At 41.3% G+C, this 20127-nt stretch carries 14 protein-coding genes; 3 read left to right on the top strand and 11 right to left on the bottom strand.

Going from position 1 to position 20127, the window contains the following annotated elements; all coding sequences use genetic code 11:
* Positions 1 to 37: 37 nt before the first annotated feature.
* The 8 genes from BQ8014_RS16830 to nagA all read right to left on the bottom strand — a co-directional run bounded on the left by BQ8014_RS16830 (position 38) and on the right by nagA (position 12716).
* On the bottom strand, positions 38 to 1777 hold the full coding sequence (locus BQ8014_RS16830; RefSeq protein WP_080905367.1) for a RagB/SusD family nutrient uptake outer membrane protein: 1740 nt from the start codon (positions 1775 to 1777) through the stop codon (positions 38 to 40).
* 11 nt (positions 1778 to 1788) lie between these two features.
* Positions 1789 to 4866, bottom strand: a complete 3078-nt coding sequence (locus BQ8014_RS16835; RefSeq protein ID WP_080905368.1) for a SusC/RagA family TonB-linked outer membrane protein — start codon at positions 4864 to 4866, stop codon at positions 1789 to 1791.
* Positions 4867 to 5163: 297 nt separating this feature from the next.
* Positions 5164 to 6522 (bottom strand): DegT/DnrJ/EryC1/StrS family aminotransferase, encoded by a 1359-nt coding sequence (locus BQ8014_RS16840; protein ID WP_200814422.1) that lies wholly within the window; start codon positions 6520 to 6522, stop codon positions 5164 to 5166.
* Between the two features lie 604 nt (positions 6523 to 7126).
* Complete coding sequence (locus BQ8014_RS16845; RefSeq protein ID WP_080905370.1) at positions 7127 to 7918, bottom strand: glycoside hydrolase family 16 protein; 792 nt, start codon at positions 7916 to 7918, stop codon at positions 7127 to 7129.
* Positions 7919 to 8123: 205 nt separating this feature from the next.
* Complete coding sequence (locus BQ8014_RS16850; RefSeq protein WP_080905371.1) at positions 8124 to 9464, bottom strand: Gfo/Idh/MocA family protein; 1341 nt, start codon at positions 9462 to 9464, stop codon at positions 8124 to 8126.
* Positions 9465 to 9515: 51 nt separating this feature from the next.
* Positions 9516 to 10658 carry a dienelactone hydrolase family protein gene (locus BQ8014_RS16855; protein ID WP_080905372.1) on the bottom strand — a complete coding sequence of 381 codons (1143 nt, stop codon included), beginning with the start codon at positions 10656 to 10658 and terminating at the stop codon, positions 9516 to 9518.
* Between the two features lie 84 nt (positions 10659 to 10742).
* Complete coding sequence (locus BQ8014_RS16860) at positions 10743 to 11522, bottom strand: glucosamine-6-phosphate deaminase (RefSeq protein ID WP_080905373.1); 780 nt, start codon at positions 11520 to 11522, stop codon at positions 10743 to 10745.
* 9 nt (positions 11523 to 11531) lie between these two features.
* Positions 11532 to 12716 carry an N-acetylglucosamine-6-phosphate deacetylase gene (gene nagA / locus BQ8014_RS16865; protein ID WP_080906027.1) on the bottom strand — a complete coding sequence of 395 codons (1185 nt, stop codon included), beginning with the start codon at positions 12714 to 12716 and terminating at the stop codon, positions 11532 to 11534.
* A gap of 423 nt (positions 12717 to 13139) precedes the next feature.
* On the opposite strand from nagA, the gene BQ8014_RS16870 reads away from it, so the two are divergent.
* Positions 13140 to 13793: a DUF47 domain-containing protein gene (locus BQ8014_RS16870; protein WP_080905374.1), complete on the top strand. Its 654-nt coding sequence runs from the start codon at positions 13140 to 13142 to the stop codon at positions 13791 to 13793.
* 2 nt (positions 13794 to 13795) lie between these two features.
* The gene (locus BQ8014_RS16875; RefSeq protein WP_080905375.1) at positions 13796 to 14806 is read left to right on the top strand and encodes an inorganic phosphate transporter; all 1011 of its coding nucleotides are present in this window, start codon (positions 13796 to 13798) and stop codon (positions 14804 to 14806) included.
* Between the two features lie 4 nt (positions 14807 to 14810).
* Here the strand turns inward: BQ8014_RS16875 and BQ8014_RS16880 are convergent, their stop codons facing one another.
* Positions 14811 to 15815, bottom strand: coding sequence for a metallophosphoesterase family protein (locus BQ8014_RS16880; protein ID WP_080905376.1), 1005 nt, complete (start codon positions 15813 to 15815; stop codon positions 14811 to 14813).
* 152 nt (positions 15816 to 15967) lie between these two features.
* On the opposite strand from BQ8014_RS16880, the gene BQ8014_RS16885 reads away from it, so the two are divergent.
* Positions 15968 to 16888, top strand: coding sequence for a hypothetical protein (locus BQ8014_RS16885; protein WP_139785147.1), 921 nt, complete (start codon positions 15968 to 15970; stop codon positions 16886 to 16888).
* Between the two features lie 10 nt (positions 16889 to 16898).
* On the opposite strand, the gene BQ8014_RS16890 is transcribed toward BQ8014_RS16885, so the two are convergent.
* The gene (locus BQ8014_RS16890) at positions 16899 to 19478 is read right to left on the bottom strand and encodes a TonB-dependent receptor (RefSeq protein WP_200814423.1); all 2580 of its coding nucleotides are present in this window, start codon (positions 19476 to 19478) and stop codon (positions 16899 to 16901) included.
* A gap of 124 nt (positions 19479 to 19602) precedes the next feature.
* Positions 19603 to 20112, bottom strand: coding sequence for a threonine/serine exporter family protein (locus tag BQ8014_RS16895; RefSeq protein ID WP_080905378.1), 510 nt, complete (start codon positions 20110 to 20112; stop codon positions 19603 to 19605).
* Positions 20113 to 20127: the final 15 nt, after the last annotated feature.

A 20127-nucleotide genomic window follows, 5' to 3' on the forward strand; every position in this document is an offset into this window, starting at 1 on the left:
CATCTTCCTGTTTATTCAACTATTTATTATTCGCAATTCATTGCCATCCAGGATTTTGTGTCAAATTCGAGTTTTTATCTATTTCTGTACTCGGAATAGGCCACAAAGAATCTTTATCTTCAAATTTCGTATAATAGATGTGATTACCTAACGCATCCGTCACATCTCCATTCATCAATTCTTTGGCAATGCCCCATCTTATAATATCATAATGCCTTAGCCCCTCGGCAGGAAATTCAACGGCTCGTTCATGAACAATTCTCTTGAAAACAGCCTCTTTCGTTCTAGCCTCTAACCAAGCCGGTCCACTATTAATTTCAGGCATATTCACAGAGGGCCTTTGCCTTACCATATTAATATATTTAACAGCATCATTCAACCGACCCAGTTCATTATAACATTCCGCAAGCATCAGCAGAACATCTGCATAACGAATAATCGGGAAATCGATAGGTATATTAGCCCTTGAAAGGCCCGAAATTCCCATGTCCCCTTCCGGTACAAACTTCCGGTATAAATACATATAATTACTTTTGTAGCGATTAATTACGATAAATCCATTTATAGTGTTTACGCCCGTTGCATAAATAAATTCACATAGTTTATTTTTTCCTCCTACATAACCAAGATAATTGGTATAAGGAAGAATTATCGTTTCTTTCATTCTAGGATCTCGATGTTCATACATATCCAAAAGCTGCTTATAATATTTAGGATAAGATTCAACCGTTTTTAAATCTTGGGATAAAGTAGCCTTTAGCGTTTGTTCTCTCACACTTGTGCTCTCATTATATCCAGGAATAAAATCATTCCAATTAAAAGGACGTCCATCTTTACATTCATAGCTATCAACCAATCCTACAGATGGCATTACATTGTTCCAACTTGTCCCGATGCAAGCATTACTACCCATATAAAAAGCATATGGCATTCCTAAATTATATCCTACCTGATAATAATTTTGAATTGAAAACACCATTTCATTACTTCTATGCCCTGTTTGAGTAAAAAGATCACCATAATTCGAATACAATCCATACCCATATCCTTTAGTTCCTGGGTCCAATACAATTTCTTCAAAATCTTTTGTAGCTAAATCATATTGTTTATTATAAAGATAGACTTTCCCTCTTAAAGCATAAGCAGCCCCCTTAGTTGCACGACCATAGTCGCTTTGTGCCCACTTTATTGGGAGTGAACCAATCGCATCTGCCAAATCTTTTAATATAAAAGCTCTAGTTTCTTCTGCAGAACTACGAGGTTTTAACAAATTCATATAATCTTTATTATAATCAGTCGTTTCATCATATAATGGTACACCTCCAAAATGTTGCATCAGAAAGAAATAAAACAGACCACGAAGGAACTTTGCTTGTCCAATAACTTCATTTTTCACTCCTTCACTTATATTCATATCCATTACATTTCGAATCACAGTATTTGCCCGTGCTATACCTTCATATGAATGAGCCCATCTATTAGACACATAACCAGATGTAGAAGTTAAAGTCCCATTACTGATTGCAAGGTAGCCAGGGTCATCATATCCTATTCCAATATCCGAGACACAATCCATACTAAATAATCGCCAATAAGTTTCTTGTAATTTTAAAGCCTGATAACAAGCATTAACTGCTTCAACAGCCTGATCCTCTGTTTTCCAAAAAGTCGTTGAACTTAATTTATCTTGCGGAAAACGATCTAAATCATAACATCCAGTAAAAGTCCCCAGGAACACTAACGATAGAATTTCTATTATATATATATTCTTTTTCATATTAACTCAATTTAAAATGATAAATTGACACCAACAACTGCCTGTTTCATAGAAGGATATGACATTCCAGGAACTTCAGGATCCATTCCTTTAAAATTCGTGAATGTAAAATAATTCTCTAAGCCCCCATATATCCGTAATTTCGTCAAATCCATATGGGAAATTACTTTTTGAGGGAATGAATACCCGATTTGGATATTCCTTATTTTTAAGTAAGAGACATCCTGCAACCAAAAATCACTGTTTTGAAGATTTCGACTATCTCCTTCCAGCATCGTACGAGGAAAACTAGCTTGCGTTGTACGACCTTCATACCATCTTCCGTCAGCGACTTCACGATTAATAATTCTTGATTGCCTAAGTTGTGTAGTATAATACGTATTATAAAAATATTGCTTTATTTTACCTATACCATCCATTGAAACAGAAGCATCAAAATCCTTATAATTTACTCCAAATGAGAAGCTATACATCAATTGAGGATTAGGGCCATTCCCGATGTTTACCCTATCATCCGAATTCACTAAACCATCCCCATTCATATCTTTATAGAGAAAATCACCCAATTGAGGTGTTCCAAAAGGAAATGGATTCATCTTTTTATTTGTACTCGGATCCAACGGAGCGTTATCAATTATTTGCTGTACTAAATCCAAATCGGTTTGAGTCTGTACAATCCTGTCTACTTTAAGTACATAGTCAGTATTAATAGCTAATCCTTCCTTAATCATTCGAGTTCCTGAAAGAGAATATTCATTCCCTTTGAATTTAACTACCTTATTTTTATTAAATGTAAAATTAGTTTCTATAAAATAATTAAATTCATTTGTTTTATCTCTCCAGGACAAAGATAATTCTAAGCCTCTATTTCTTACTTTTGCAGCATTCTGAGTAGGAATACTTGATATCCCATGAACAGCCGGAGCCGGCAACGAAATCAAAATATTATCCGTCAATTTATTATAAAGATCAAGACTTCCTGATAATTTATTTTTCAAAAAGGCCCAATCGACACCCACATTTGTAACTTTGGTTGATTCCCAAGTCAAATTAGAATTGGCAATCGCAGATTGATAAAATCCGACAATCGGAACATTATTAAAAACATATTGGGTGGTAGAAAGAACTGGAATAGCATCATAGTTTCCAACAGCATTGTTTCCTAATGAACCATAAGAAATCCTTAATTTAAAATTATCAATCCACTGACTATGCAACGACTTCATAAATGGTTCTTCCGTTATACGCCACGCAGCAGAAAATGAAGGGAAATTACCCCATCGGTTATTCCCAATAAACCGGGAAGAACCGTCTCTTCTGAAGTTGAATTCAAAAAGGTATTTTTCATCCCAGCTAAAGTTCAATCTTCCAAAATAAGATCGCATGGCCCAATCGGATAATGATCCAGAAGCCGTGGCATCACCAGTTGCAGCATCGATTTGAGTAAGAGCTATATCTATCAAGTTTTGTTTCGATGCACTAAAATTTTCTGAAACATATTGTTCTTGACTACCTCCAAGCATGGCTTTAAAGTATAATTTATTAAAAACTGTTTTTTCATATGCAATTGTTAAGTCCATGAAATTTCGTGTATACCGGCTTTCGGAGTTGGTAACTGTTATATTTTGTTTTGAATCTATAACTGTTTGGGTATTTGTTTGGAAATTCCAAAGTTCTAACGGAACAGGAATCGTTGTTAATTTATTAACATATAATGAATAGTTATAAGAACCGTCAATAAATAATCCCCTTATCGGATTTAGAGATGCAAAAAAACGTCCGTTGAAGACATGAGATGTATTGCTTCCTGAAATAGACCGCATGTAAGCCAATGCAGAACGAGCAACCTGATTGTCTTCAATATTTTGTGTACCACCTAACCGACCATCAGGATGTTTAACCGTTACAGTCGGAATTGCCAAAATAGAGTTTGTAAACATATCCGATAAATTACTACTACCTCGATCTTTATTGGTTAATATTCCATTCAAATTCATACCGACATTTAACCATGGGGTAATCTGGAGTTTGTTGTTAGCTCTTATACTATATCTGGAATAAGCTGTATTTTCTATTATTCCGGGATTATTAGCATAATTGAATGATATAAACGAACTAGATCTCTCTGTCCCTCCCGATACAGATATATTATGATTCATTGTATTTGCAGTCCGGAACGCCCCATCATTCCAACTGGAATTAGGCCAAAGAATCGGATCATCATTGGCATGGTCTTTCCATAGTTGAATATTGGCGTCCGAATAGATCTGGGCTTGTTTAGAGTTCTTTGCCGCCTCATTAATTAGTTCCATCCATTCAACACTATTGCTGACAAACGGCATCAAATGAGCAACTCGTTGGGCTGCATAATAGCCATCGTAATTGATGTTTATTTTGCCTGATTTCCCCTGTTTAGTAGTTATCAATATAACTCCATTTGCTGCTCTTGATCCGTAGATAGAAGCAGATGCAGCATCTTTTAATACAGAGATATTTTCAATGTCTTGTGGAGATACCCTTGAGATATCACCTTCTACACCATCGATAATAATTAACGGAGACGAATTGTTGAGAGTTCCTTGCCCACGTATCATTAACGTAGCATTACTCCCCGGGTCATTATTCTGAGAACGAACATATAAACCTGGAGCAAGACCAGCAAGACCCGCTGATAAATTAGTGATCGGTCGACTTGCGGCAACTTTTCCTATGTCTATGGAAGACACGGCACCAGTCAAATTTACTTTCTTTTGGCTCCCATATCCGACTACCACAACCTCGTCTAAAGCCTGAAAGTCTTCTTTTAAAGTTATATTTAAAAAGTTCTGAGAATTAATTGAGTATTCTGAAGTCAAGTACCCAACATAAGATACAACAAGAATGCCTTGTTTTAAAACATTACTTAATGAAAACTGTCCATTTAAATCTGTTGATGTTCCCAAAGATGGATTAGATTTCAACCGCACAGATGCTCCAACAATAGGCTCCCCTTGGATATCGACTACCTTCCCTGTTATATTTATATTTTGGGCATTGGTTGTACATATAGAGAGCAGAAAAAATAATATTATACAAAAGATATTTTTCATATGTTCACTTTTTATTTTTTAACATATATTTATTATATGCATGCAATCAAGCAATAAACAGATTCCCCTACATGTTTTGTAAGCGATTATTTCGAATTCCTTATAATTATATGTTTTTATTTCCTTATTATTAAAGGATATGGAGATGAGAAAGGTTATATGCTAATGTTCATACATTTATTATTTTAAATTAAACATCAATTTTATTATTATAAAAACACATGTGCCTAAATTAGATTGGATAGTATTTTTTCATTCTCCCAAATTTTCTATCGATAAAATATAATATAACAATGATTACAATTTTACTTTTGCTAACTGATCTCTATTTTCATAGACTTTCATTATTGCATTTACAATATCATCCATGTCTTTCTTTGTTCCCAATAATGGACCAGAAGCCCATAGCATCAGCATTTCTTCCGAACAAATTTTATCACAGACTGGACAAGCAAGTTCTTCCTTATATTGTTTTAACCGTGCCGGCGAATACATCTCTTGATAAACTTTCAACCCGAGAATATGGTCAACCCACGGTTCACGATGCAAACCGTTCGGAATATAGGAGCTAAGACTAATTCCTTCAGCGGCCAATGCCTTTAAGAAAACAGCACGATCTACATTGTTAAAATATTCTTTTCGATAACCCATTGTATATAAATAGAAAGAACCACTCTCTGTCCCATTATATAATTTCTGAGGAACTACACCCGGACAGGCTTTCAATTTAGAAGTCAGGTAAGCAGCATTCTCATTTCTTCGCTTCCATTGTTCCATTGCATTGGGCAATTGAGCCAACAGAACAGCTCCTTCAAATTCATTCATCCTATATTTCGGCCCAATTGTCACGCTTCTTCCTTTTTTATTCGTTCCATGGTTCATTACAGTATAACACTGATCCATTAGGCCTCCATCATCTCCTAGAATAGATCCGCCCTCACCACATGGTATTGTTTTAGACGATTGATGGCTAAAACAGCCCAAGTCACCAATAGTACCTAACCTCTTTCCACGATATTGTGCTAAGTGGGCTTGACAAGCGTCCTCTATCACATAGAGTTTGTGTTTTTTTGCTATCGTGAGAATACTATCCAAATCACAAGGCTGTCCCATTATATGAACTGGTATGATTGCTCTCGTATAAGGGGTAATTAGACGCTCAACAATCGTAGGGTCCAATTGAAACGATTCTCTATCGATATCAGCTAAGACAGGAAGAGCTCTTGCCGATATAATGCCAGAGATAGTACCCATATCCGTATAGGGAGTAGTTATCACTTCATCCCCAGGACCTATACCTAAAGCTTCAACGCAAGTATGAAGAGACTGAGTTCCTGACCCTGTAGCCACACAGTATTTTGCACCCATTAAAGAGGCATACTCCTTTTCAAAAGTTGGAACAGTACCATTAGGAGAGTCAATCCTACACCAAATGCCACTACGTGCGGTTTTTGTTATTGAAGCAACTACTTTTTCATCCACATAGGGCCATTTTGGCCACGACTTATTTTGTCGTACAGGAGTTCCTCCCAAAATAGCCAATTTGTTTACTGAAGAGGATAGTTTTTCAAAAGCTGATACATTATTGGAAGCAACTACACCCAAAGTAACAGCTGAAGCAGTAGTCATAAATTGTCGGCGAGAAATCTTATTCATACTCATATATATTATAATATTAAGAGAAATAATTATTTTACATTTATCTATAAAAAATCAACTACAATACAAATATAGAAACATAAAAACCATAAAATCGCACACTTTGCGCACAAAAATCTTCAAAAAGCGTCTATAAGAAAGATAGAAAAAATTCCACAAGATCATATTTATTATTTAGCACAAAGTGCGTTAAGAGTTTTCAAAAATGGATTATACTCTCTCTTTGAATTCCGAGAAATTGACTTTTAATGTAGTCTTCTACACTTAAAACGAATTTTTTATAATTAATTCAGAAATAGCGTAGAATATAGATAATTACCACTCACTCTCACTTCATCGAAGTATACCTTTTTCGATAAATCAGATTTGAGTAAATGCAGTCCCACAAATAACCGAAGTAATAGTTACAAATAATGATAAGAAGCTTTTTTCATCTTTACATTTCGAATTAGAAGGTTAACACTTTTTAATATTCAGCAAGCATCTCTTATGCTTTCTATAGAAATGCACAATACAAAAATAATGAGGCAAGAAAGGAATAATGCGACATTTTGCGCATACTAATCTTCAAAAACCGTCAATAAACTGATTTCTAAACATCTTATTTCTTATAAACTTTAACATAATCAATCATAAAAGTATCTGGTGCACACGCTGTCTTTTGTTCTTCCAATTTACCTACCGGTTCATAACTCACGATCAAGTATTCATCCACGTGAGATATAGCTTCTCTCACTTCATGGAATTTTAATCCGTCTATATAAAACACATATTTTTCCGAGGTCCATTCGACTGCAAAAAGATGATATCCTTCATCAAGCCCTTTCAATCGACTCTTCAACGGCCCTACTCCTTTCTGATTTGGTCCGTATGCCCAATGATAAGCATGAGTTGTAATATCAGCACCATATTTCTTGAAATATTCAAAGATATCGATTTCTACCCCAAACAGTCCGGGGTCTTCTCCTTCGGATATATGGGGAGATTGCAGCCAGAAGGCAGCCCAAGGTCCGACGGATTTAGGCATTCGCGCCCTACATTCAAAATAACCGTAGGTCGTTTCAAAGCGTCCTTGAGATCCTATGGCTCCTATTACAATGCTATCTCCGATAATATCATAAATAATATTCAAATTACCATTCTCTATCCGAACAGAACGAGTATCATTATAGCCAATACGACGAGGACCAAGTTGCCTCAATGCCCATTTAGTCGAATCTAATTTCGTTCCATTAAAATGATCTTCCCAATATAATTTATATCCTAAGCTTTCAGGAGTATAGATTTCTTGGGATATTGCATTATTTTCCGACAAAACCTTTTTCTCTGATGAAAAAGATGAACAACTTACCATAAACGACAGAAACAAAAGAAATAAAATATAATCTTTCATAATTATTAGATTTCAAAACATATTCCAAACACTTATTACATAGAAGAGAAAACAACTACAGCAACTATATAGTAAAATAAAAATAGCATTAACGATCCAATAAAAAAATCAACTTATGAATTATTCATTCTCCATGCATATTCAACAATTAATATTGAGACATTCTTGTTTACAAGTTTTTCTATATTCTGATTCAGCATCATATTCATATTATCATTTCCCAACCCGGCTCATAATCACGGCTCCATAATTTCATGGCTTCCGGGTCAGATAGAATATGACCATTTGTCGGATCAATCCGTAGAGAACGGCCTACACGCTGGGCAATATTTCCTAACTGCATCAGCAAGGTACTTTTATGCCCCGATTCTATATCCGAATGCAATTTTTCTCCTTCTCGGATTGCATCAAAAAAGTTTTGGATATGAAAAGCATCCAATTTCTCTGCCGGATTCATCAGGTTACGCGGATCAATAGGAATTTTGCTATTCTGTTCTTTGATCAATTTATTATCCAATCCGAATATTTTATATCCATCACTGCCTGTGATCAAAAGACTGCCTTTTTCTCCATAAAACATACTTCCTACGCTGCTACCTTCTATCGTCCGGCCATTACAACTACGCCCTTCCCATGACATCGAAAATTTATTGCCGAATTCAATATTGATTATCTGCGTATCTGGGGTCTCCCAATCATCCTCTGCAAAATATCGTCCACCAGCCGAATTGACCATAGTAGGATAGTCGACCTCCATACCCCAACGCAGAATATCGATCATATGCGTACCATTGTTCAAGGCTTCCCCGGTTCCCCAATGCCAGAACCAATGCCAATTGTAATGTATTATATTATCTTTATAAGCTACCCGGGGAGCAGGTCCCTGCCATAATTCCCAATCTAGCCATTCGGGTACTGGCACTTCTTTCCCGATGCCGATCGGCTTCCGGTTATTCGTATACCAGGATTTCCCAAAATAGACCTTTCCTATGATTCCTTCTTTCAAAGCCTGTATCCCTTCACACACATTGGGCCAGGAACGGCGTTGATTCCCCATCTGTAAAACCCGGTTGTATTTCTTCGCTGCCTGCATTAGCAATTCTCCTTCTGCCGGAGCATAGCTGCAAGGTTTTTCCAAGTAGATATTTTTACCGGCCTGCATGGCCAACAAAGCAGCCGGCGCATGCCAATGATCTGGTGTTGCAATAATTACTGCATCTACATCTTTTTTCTCAACCATTTTTCTCAGGTCTTTTATTCCTTCTGGTTTATAGCCTACTGCCTGATCAATGGAGTTTATACATTTACCAATTGCACGCGAATCCACATCACAAATATAGATCACCTCACACCCTTTCTGCTTGGCAAAATTTGTAGATACAGCCGTCCCTCTCGAATTCACGCCGATAGCACCCACCCGGATTTTGTCATTTGCTCCGATTACATTTGCATAACTCTTTGCACTCATACCGGGAATAATGCCGCCAAATGAAATGGCCGCAGTTCCCAATGCTGCTTTTTTGATGAAATTACGTCTGGTTGTCATAATATCATATATTAAAATGTTTTTAATCGATCGGCTTTTTTATGCATCTTTCTATTTTAGAAAATACTCAAAAAACAGGTATATCTGTTCATTTGATTCTAATGTTCCACTATGTGTTGGCCTATTAGTCATACCTACACGATCTTTATATCCCAACACTTTGTTTACAGCTATGGTATGATTCAGAGGGACCCACCTTTCGATAGGATCTTCAGATCCTCCGGAGACTAAGAATGAACGCGGGGCCATTAATGCATGTAATTCATGCAAATCATATCCTTCTTTTCTTAATTCCACATACAATCCTGTTGCCGGATTCTCTTCTGTAATTACCCCCCTCTTTCTCCATGGAGGTGTTTGGTACCCTAAATAATAAGGCTCCCAATAATTGACGGATTCACGGGACTCGTCAAAGACGATACCCGGATCAGACCAAACAGCACATGTAAACTTATCGAAAAGGCATGAGGCAAACATAGCCCATTTTCCTCCAAAAGAATGTCCCATAATTCCAATACGAGCAGTATCGACCTTCTCTATTTTTGCTAAAGCATACCATGCATTTGCAGCAGCATAAGCTAAGGTTGAAAGTGGTGCTATCGTTGCATTTTCAACCGACGGATAAAAAAGAGAGTAAATTTTAGCTTGCGTTGCCTTAGCTGTCCCCAAAGATAGAGTAACAAAACCTCTTTTTGCTAATTGATAAGCATAATCGCGAAAAGGTTTATTGCCATATCCTATACTCGTTTCAGGCTCGTAATATACAGTTATTACCGCTGGCATTTTCTCCTTATTTTCAGGTATCAGCAAATATCCTTCAGTATTCTCATTAGGCATCCAACGTAGACGAATCTTAAATTGTTTAAAATTCTCTCTTTTTATCGAATCAAGAAATTCTAACTCAGATTTTTCCAATAATGGAGGCCACTCTCCCATTTTTTTTGTCCAATCACTTAATATCTCGTCCCTTCTCTTTTGCCAATCTCTGGCAGATTCTACTTTTTTACCATTGGCAAATAGTAGAGGCGATCTATAATTTCCATAAACATTACGATATTCTATAGGTGGAGAAAAATAAACCTTCAGTTTATCCCATATTTCATTCTTCTTCAGTTCATCTGATGTTTTTAAAACACAAGATGAAAGAGAGAATGCCAAAAGTAGGAAGCAGATAATAATATTTGTAGTTCTCATTATACTGTTTGATTTTAAAAGATTTATATAGGGTCCATCCACTCTTCCTATTTTTCCGATGAAAACGATCCTAAAGCTGATTATTTAGCATATCAGAGAAAATTCTTTCACGCTATCGGGTTCCAAATATAATGCGGCATTTTCATGCTTGCGTAGGAATGTTGCCGGAATAGCTTCTGAGATCGGATCGTTGATCGTATGAGATACAGCCCATGCCTTCGTTCTTCCCGGCACTATGCAAAATAACTTCTCTCCACTCATCAACGCCGGTATGGTCAAAGTAAAGGCATAGGCCGGAACCTCGTCCAAAGTGGCAAAACATCCGTCATTCACTTGCTGAAGGCGGCAAACTTTTTCCAAATCAACTACTTTAATCCACTCCGGATCATTCTCTTTGGCAACATGCGGATCATTAAAAGCAATATGACCGTTTTCCCCAATTCCCATGCACACTATATCAATAGGATGCTGCTTTAGCAATCGGGTATATCGCTGGCATTCCAATTGTTGATCCGGATTATTTCCGTTAATATAATTCACGGTTTTGAATGGTAAACGGCTAAAAATACGCTCTCTCAAAAAATTACCGAACCGCTGTGGAGCTTCCTCCGGCAAATTTACATATTCATCCATATGAAACGCATTCACCCGCTGCCATTCTATCCCTTTCTCTTTAGAAAGAGCTTCTAAAAACTCATTTTGAGAAGGTGCTGCAGCAAACACTATGTTGACCTCTTCTTTACTATCCAACAGGGCGCGTATCGCCGCAGCGACATCTCCTGCTGCCATCTCTCCCATTTCTTTACGTGATTCGTACACTCTCACTTGCAACAGATCTTTCTTAAAAGACTTAATTAACGACATCTCTTCTTTTTATATTTTATATACTATATCGCCGTTAACCATCGTCATTTTTACATTGATCCTTTCATCAAAAATAACAATATCGGCATCTTTATTCTCTACTAATGAACCTTTACTCCCTTCTATTCCCATAATATGCGCCGGGGTATGCGTCATCATACGCACCGTTTCCAATAGTGGAATACCGGCTTTAAAATGCATTGTCCGAACCAAACGATCCGCTGTAGCAACACTACCCGCGAAAGCTGTCCGGTCTAATAATTTGGCAACGCCATCTTCTACAATAACTTCCTGTCCTTTATCCAGGCTTCCTAAAATACTTTTCCCTTCAGGCATGCCGGCCGCACGCATGGAATCTGTTATCAGCGCAATTTTATCCGGTCCTTTTATTTTGTAGATCAATTGTAGTAAGCTGGGAGGAAGATGGGCGCCGTCGGCAATAATTTCTACGGTCATCTCATCGATTAAAAAAGCGGATTCTATAACTCCGGCATATCGAAATCCGTTCTTACGCGTAACTCCGGACATACCGGAATACAAATGGGTCACATGGGTATATCCCCATTCAAAAGCCGGAAGTACTTCTTCATAAATAGCATCTGTATGAGCTATTGCAGGTAAGATTCCATGGGAAAGCAAAGCTTCCGCAAAGGCCTTACTTCCTTTCAATTCCGGTGCCGAACTCCATCGGGCAATATCATGAGTTGCTCCTAATACGGCAAGGTATTCTTTGGGGTCCGGATTACGAATATATTTCGGATCCTGGGCTCCCCGTTGGTTCATGGAAAAATAGGGCCCTTCCAAATGAAGCCCTAACAAGGAAGCGCCCTTTGTATTTAAAGCGTTTGCCTGTTTATAAACGTCAAACGCCCGGAACATTTCCTCTTCCGTAGAGGTTAAAGTCGTAGGATAAAGTGAGGTGGTACCATGCCGGGCATGGGTTTCGGCGCTTTGAAGGTAAGCTTCCACCGTACCATCCATAAAATCGCTTCCTCCGGCACCATGGGTATGCAAGTCGATAAAACCCGGCGAAACATAGTTGCCTCCCGCATCAATTACTATAGCATCCGGAAAATTGACATCATTTATCCCAACTTCACAGATTTTCCCATTTTCAACGCAGACTACCCCATCTTCGATTTCTTGGTATGGGGTCAATAGCTTGCCATGAATGATTTTTTTTCTGTTTTTCATCATTCGCTTTTTTATCTTCTTTCATCAAACACATCAATAGGTTATTAAATGTATAGATTTTAGCAACCTAATAAATGTGAGCAAGAAAGAACGGTTAATCATTAAAGCAAAGATAAGAAAGCCAGAGGGAAGGTGGCTTTCAATTTACGCAGATTAATCCTCAAATGCCGTCAAAAAAAATAAATCAAAAATATTGACGCTGCAACGCCTTTTTATTTTAGCAGTGGAACGGTCTAAATTCCGGCGCCCAAGATCATCTTAACTTTTTCGTAACATGTTCTAAACATAAACGAAACATATAACCGTTTTTTCTTATTTTTGCACTCGAATTATTCGAGTCGCCCGACGGACAGCTCTCTGCTTTAACCAAGGCGATGCTCTTTCCCATAGAAACAATGTAAATAAACTAATAGACATAAACAAATGAAAATTAATTCTTTATTGAGCCTATTCTCGCCAAAAGACGTGATATTCTTTCCTTTATTGAATGAATCGGCGGCGTCTTTGCTGCAAGCATCCGCTTATCTGGAGGAGTTATTCAAAAATTCAGATGACCTGGAAAAAAGGAAGGAACTCGGAAGATTGATAAAAGAAGAAGAAATAAAGGGAGACCGGGTGACCAACCAGATTGTTAAAGCCTTGAACGAAACGTTTATTACTCCGTTTGACCGGGAAGATATCAATAAGTTGGCCGATGAAATGGATGATGTCAACGATGAGATCTTCCGCTCATCCCATAAAGTCCTGCTTTATTTTCCCAAAAGCTTACCGGCATGTACCATAAAAATAGCCGAAATTATTCATAAGGGAACAATTGAAATACAAGGAGGCGTTAACGAATTGGCAAGCATAAAGAAAACGGATCTACGGTTCAAGCAACATTACCGGGAAATAAAACGCCTTGAGGAAGAAGCGGATGGAATATACGAGGACGGCATCATGAACTTGTTCCAAAAGGAAACGGATCCGACAGAACTGATCAAACTAAAAGAAATTATCCAATGTCTGGAAAAGACGGCCAATAAAATAAACAATACGGGTAAAGTCTTAAAAACCATTTTCGTCAAATACGCTTAAAGATGGAGGCTACGACTTTACTTCTTGTTGTCATTGTTCTCGCTGTTGCATTTGATTTCATCAATGGTTTTCACGATGCGGCCAATTCGATTGCAACGATTGTTTCAACTCATGTCCTGACACCCTTCCAAGCCGTTCTCTGGGCTGCCTCGTTCAATTTTCTCGCTTTATTTGTCGCTAAATATATCATAGGGGAATTCGGAATCGCCGATACGGTGTCCAAGGTCGTTATCGGGGAATATATCACCCTGCCGATTATCATCGCCGGATTGATTGCCGCCATCTTGTGGAACTTGCTGACATGGAGGCTGGGCATCCCCTCCTCCTCTTCCCATACCCTCATCGGAGGATTTGCGGGCGCCGCCATTTGTGCCGCCGGGTTCGGATCCATCCATGCCCCAGTCATCATTAAAATCGCAGCGTTCATCGTCTTGGCGCCAATCATCGGAATGGTGATCTCCGCTATTATCACAATCGGGGTGTTGTGGGCTTACCGCAAAGTGAACGCAAGGAAAGCGGAAAACAGTTTTAAAAAGCTACAGTTGGTTTCCTCAGGGTTATTCAGTTTGGGGCACGGATTGAACGATTCCCAGAAGGTAATGGGGATTATTGCGACGGCAATGATTTCGGTCGGGCAGATCGGAAGTGTCAACGAAGTGCCGGATTGGGTACCGTTCACCTGTTTTGCCGCCATCGGTATGGGCACCATGATGGGAGGATGGAGAATCGTGAAGACGATGGGCTCCAAGATCACCAAAGTGACCCCCCTGGAGGGTGTCTGTGCGGAAACAGCCGGCGCATTGACTCTCTTCTTAACGGAATACCTGAAGATACCGGTGAGCACCACCCATACGATTACCGGTGCGATCATGGGAGTCGGCGCCGTCAAACGCCTCTCCGCCGTACGTTGGGGAGTAACATTGAACTTGCTATGGGCCTGGATCCTGACCATTCCGGTAAGCGCCGTCTTAGCGGCAGGCATTTACATCTTTCTCTCTGCCTGCGGCTTGTAAGGGATCACGGCTCTTTCTTTTTCGTAAAACTTTCCGGATAACGGACGCGTTGCTCAACGCCTTCTTTCGTGCGAATCCAGGTATCGAACGTGCGGCTGCCCTCATGCAAAACAATGATACGGGCGCCGTTCGGAAGGTCGTTATATACGGTATTCCCGCCGGTATACCGCCCATAAGCCAGAAGGATATTTTCGCAAAGTACTGCGTAATCGTTATCATGGTCATGTCCACAGAATGTTCCCATTACGTCGCCGGCCTGTTTGAGCGCCGTAAACAGTCCCGAGTTCAGTTTGGAAGAACAGACCCTTTCGCGATGAATGCCGTAAACCTGGGCATCTTCTTTCGTATAGGCATAGCTGTATTCCGGGACGGGGATATGGAAGAATGCCAACGCTGGAAAAGGGACGCCTCCGTTTTTCTTCGTATAGGCCGTACTCTCGTTCAGATACCACTGGATCTGGTCAAACTTGATATAATCATAACTTCCGACCCCTTCGATTTTATTATACGCATGGGAGTCGAAGAAATAAAGAACCGTCGCTTCCTTCTTCCCATCCGAAGTAAGAACCGGCAAAATATAATTACCTACGCCGGAGAGTTCGGGAAATTTATCTTCCGAAAGATTATACGGATAAGCCTCAGCCACTTTGAAAAGTTCTTCCCGGCTGGCCTCAAACTCGTCATCATGATTTCCGAATATGATCGAAAAAGGCTGTTTCCGGTCGGACAGTACCTTCAGGATACTTTGCAGATTTTCGACTGCCGGCCTACTGTAAATAATATCACCGGTTAAAACGACCAGATCCGGTTTTTCTATGTCCAGCACCTGATTGACCCGTTCAAAGGCTATCCCGGAAGCCGGATCCTGATATTTCAAATGTAAATCGGTAAACTGGACGACCTTGAACTCCTTATTGGCATTAAACTTCAAAACCGGCTTCTGCGCTTCCACGGAAAAGCCTGAAATCAATAGGACCAGGCAAAAGCTCCAACTAAAAAAACTTCTCATTTCACTTGTTTTTTAATCATCGTAAATAAGTAATTTTCAAAACTAATCTTTTTTCGGAACATTCGTCTTTCTTTTTTGATAAGTTTTCATTTCCTTTGTAAGGCTAATTCAGTTTAGCAATTCAAACCGAAACCTTAAATACTTAATGCAAAATGAGAAAGTACGTTCTCTACTTATCGTTCCTGTCGATTCTTTTATTTTCCTGCCGACACGATTCTCCGGAAGAAATAACACCGGCTTTGCACGCCATTCAATTCCGTGTACGCCTGTCTCCGGAAATACTACCTTTCCAAACCAGGTCGATGCCTGAAAATTCAATTCCCGAACCTACCGTGGAAAACGAATCTACGGAAAACGAACTATATAATACCCTGGAATATGCCTTGTATAAACCGGGAGACACCATTCCCCTTCGGAAGATAGAGCAACAAACGGGAGAGGAAGATTTCGGCAGTTTCCTGTATGATAGCCTTGAGGCCGGTTCTTACACGGCCTGTTTTCTGGCGTATTCCTCTCCCAAAGTTTTTCTGGAAGGGAACAATGCCTTTCGATTCGACCAAATGGGAGATGCCTTCTTTCTGAAAAAGGCGATTGAAGTGGATGGAAAAGAAGACCAGACGATCGATATCACATTGCAACGGATCGTCAGCCGGGTAGAGTTCGCAGCAATCGATGACGTCCCGCCATCGGTCAGCCGTTTTACCATTAACGTCTCGCCCGTTTATAACCGTTTCCATTTGCTTGACGGCCCGTCGGCAGCCGAACCGGCGACTCTCTTCTCCCACCTCTTCACTCCGGAAGAAAAAAAGAAAGGCGTGAAAAACATACACGCCTTCTTTACTTTTGTACCAAACGGGGAGACCATCCACCAGGTGGAACTAGCTGCTTTAACCACCACCGGCGATACGGTGCATTACCGTAAAGTAGAAGCAGTGCCTATTGCCGCCAACAAACTGATCCGTTATACCGGAACGCTCTATACCCCCGGCACCACCGAAAATACTTTTGAAATCAGCATTGAGGACGGAGGTGCCTGGGCGGATACGACCCATATTATCCTGCCGGAAGAATAGGGCAACCCCTTTAGAAGGCATACCTCAATGTCGCTCCGAATGTACGCTGGTCGCCCAAAACGCCGGCGTAATGTCCTGCATTACCTGCACCGGGTAACAATTGCTCAAAGTAATCCTTATCCAGTAGGTTCCGCGACCAGATATAGAGAGACGCCTTTTCCGACGTACGGAATCCCAGGCGTCCGTTCAGCAATGCATAGCCGGGAACGACCAGATATTTGGACGGTGACGGATTCGACGAAAAAGAAGAACGCGTATAAGTGTCGAAGGCAATGAAGAAACGTCCCGCCTGCCCCAGCAAATGTCCGGCAGCAGAAGCCTCGCCTCCGATAGAGCCGGCCCATTTGGAGATACCGGGCAATCTTCCTCCTGAAATATCCTTAAAGGTAGGACCGCCGGTTTCTTCCAGTGGAGGAGGCGCATTAGTAAACTTCACATACTTCCCGTCCGTATAGGCCAGCGCTCCATAAAAAGAAAGAAAGTCGCCAATGGCAAGATTGGCATCCAACTCGACACCGCGTACACGTACCTTCTCCGCATTGGCAAGATACCCGCGGTTAACCGATAAATCGGCAGCCTGCACCTGGGTCTGGTAATCCTTCACATCTGTCTGGTAAACCGTCAGGTTCAATGTCGAAAAAGAGGTAGGAGATGTTTTCACTCCAACCTCATAATGATGCACCTTCTCCGGCTTGATCACGGCCAGTTCGGTCATCGGGCTTCCGTCCAGACTCGGCAATCCGCCCAGGTTAAGCCCTACCGGTTTGAATCCCGTGGCATACGTGGCAAAAGCGGTAACCGGCCGTACCGGCCAATAAGAGAGGGTCAACTGGCCGGAAAAGTTTGTATCATCCACATCCTCATCGAAGGACTGCGCACTGTAAAGCGCCTTCTTCAAGGCAAGGAGTTCCGGATCAGTTGTTTCGAGTCCCCCGTAAGGCTCTCTCCGGAAATGTACTTCTTTATAATCATAGTTCAGGCGAATACCCGGAAGAAAGCTCCAATGGTCATTGATTGTCCATTCGAGTTGTCCGAACAGCGCTCCGCTAAATGTTTTCAGCGAAGGATAGGACTTGATGCCGAAACCATCGAACAAACCGGGAGTTTCCCACAGAGGGCTGGTCGTATTCTGTGAGAAGCGCCATTGATCCCGTCCGGCTTCTTCCGTATGAGCCGGATCCGCTTTCAGATCCTGGGCAAAGGCAAAGAGCCCGACCACTCCGCTCAATTTCGAAGAGAAAATGCCCGACCAGCGTACTTCCTGAGACCATTGTTTGTGTTTGGACGGAGCCTGCGAAAGCGCAAGTCCCTGCAAGCCGGTAAAGTCGCGATCGTTCGACGGATCCCAGTTCCAGTAACGCCAAGCGGAAGTCGAAGTCAACGTCCCCGAGCCTAATCCGATATTCAGGTTCAACGAAGCGCCGCCCAAATCCTGAAAGGATTGCCAAGGCGTATCATGGTCGATCACCCGGTCGAACGGATTACGGCTCGGCAAATCATACCCCAGGTCGGCTATGATCTTTTCAAACTGGCGGTAATCGGCTCTTAAAGTAGGCGCCACACCGGCAAAGACCTGTGCATAACCGTCCGGACGCTGCCTCGTAGCATCCGCCGCCAAAATAATTTCCACCCTCTCCGAGGGTTGGAAGAGAATTTTTCCGCTGATACCCAAATTATTCAGGTCGTTTGTCCGCTTCTGGGTAGCCACATTATACAAGGTTCCATCCCGTTGGGTTCCTACGAAAGAAACCCTTGCCGCAATATTCTTGCTCAACGGCCCGGTGACGGAGGCCTTTGCCTGGATATAACCTAAATTACCGAAACTACTTTCGAACGTGGCGGACGGTTTAAAAGCGGGCTTACGTGTCGTAACGTTGAAAGCGCCGGCCGTCGTGTTCTTCCCGAAAAGCGTTCCCTGAGGGCCGCGAAGCACTTCAATTTGCTCTACATCAATAAAGTCGATGGTTGTTGCCGCCGGCCGCGCATAAAAGACGCCGTCGACATAGAAGCCGACTCCCGGATCGATTCCGTCGTTTGTCAGCCCGAAGGTCGTCCCCAGCCCCCGGATGCTAAGCCCCGTATTTCGCGGATTGGAAGAATACAATTGGACGGTCGGCACCATTTCCTTCAGGCGGTTTACATTAAAAGCGCCCGCTTCATTCGCCAAAGTTCCGTTAACCACCGAAATGGGAATCGGAACCTCCTGCACGGTCTCCTTCCGGCGCCGGGCGGAGACAACCACCTCGTTGAGCTGATTCGCATTCCCGATCAACGCAATCTTTATAACTTCCGAAGCGTCATACACATCGATCTCTTCCGAGCGATAACCGACATACCGAACTACGAGGGTAACCGGCAACGCCTGGTTGACCGCAAGTTTGAAATGTCCGTCCAAATCCGTATTCGCACCTCTTTTAGAGGATTTAATAACCACTCCCGCGCCGATAATGGGTTCCTGCGTTTCTTTATCAACGACTGCACCTTCGATAACCGTCTGTTGCGCTATGGCTGTCCCGAAGAAAAGAAAAGATATTAAAACAGTGAAAACAATCTTTTTGCATCCCATAAAATCCCTGTTGGCTTTCGTCATATTTGTTCCGTTTAGATTAAATTATTCCCGGAACAAAAGTAGAGGCTCTCTTTTAATGAAAAAATACCCCCTTTATGGTATTTATTAGTTATTGTTCAGCTATGTTAACACGTAACTAGGACCTTCAGGAACGTCTCAATATGTTCCACTTAAAAGAGATGTATTTGCTGCTGGACTGGCGGAAAAGCAGGGCGCCGATGCAGATGCCGATCGCCAGGGTGAAAAGCAGGGATAAGGTGAGCATCAGGTTATGGATCATCTCCGAAACGAGTTCCGGTTTTTGGCTGACGGTAGCGAGATCGGTTACCTTAATGCCCGCAAGCATCGTACGGTAGGCGTACATCCCGGGAATCATAGTGATGCAGGCCGGCATTGTGAAAACGACCGGCGGATGCGTTACGCGGTGAGCCACATAAATCCCCGTCAAACCGATCAGCACCGAGCCGGCCAGGGTCGCCGGGATAATATCCAACCCCAACTGCATCAGGAGAAAGCGCAGGCTATGGCCCATCCCTCCCAGTAGGCCGGCAATCCATAGAATTCGCCTCGGCGTCCCGAACAGGATTCCCCATCCGAAACCGACGACAAAGGCGATAACAAAATCCCGTAAAAACAATAAGACTATATTTTCCATCTTTCAGTTGCTTTG

The organism is Parabacteroides sp. Marseille-P3160, assembly GCF_900162725.1.
GTDB lineage: Bacteria > Bacteroidota > Bacteroidia > Bacteroidales > Tannerellaceae > Marseille-P3160.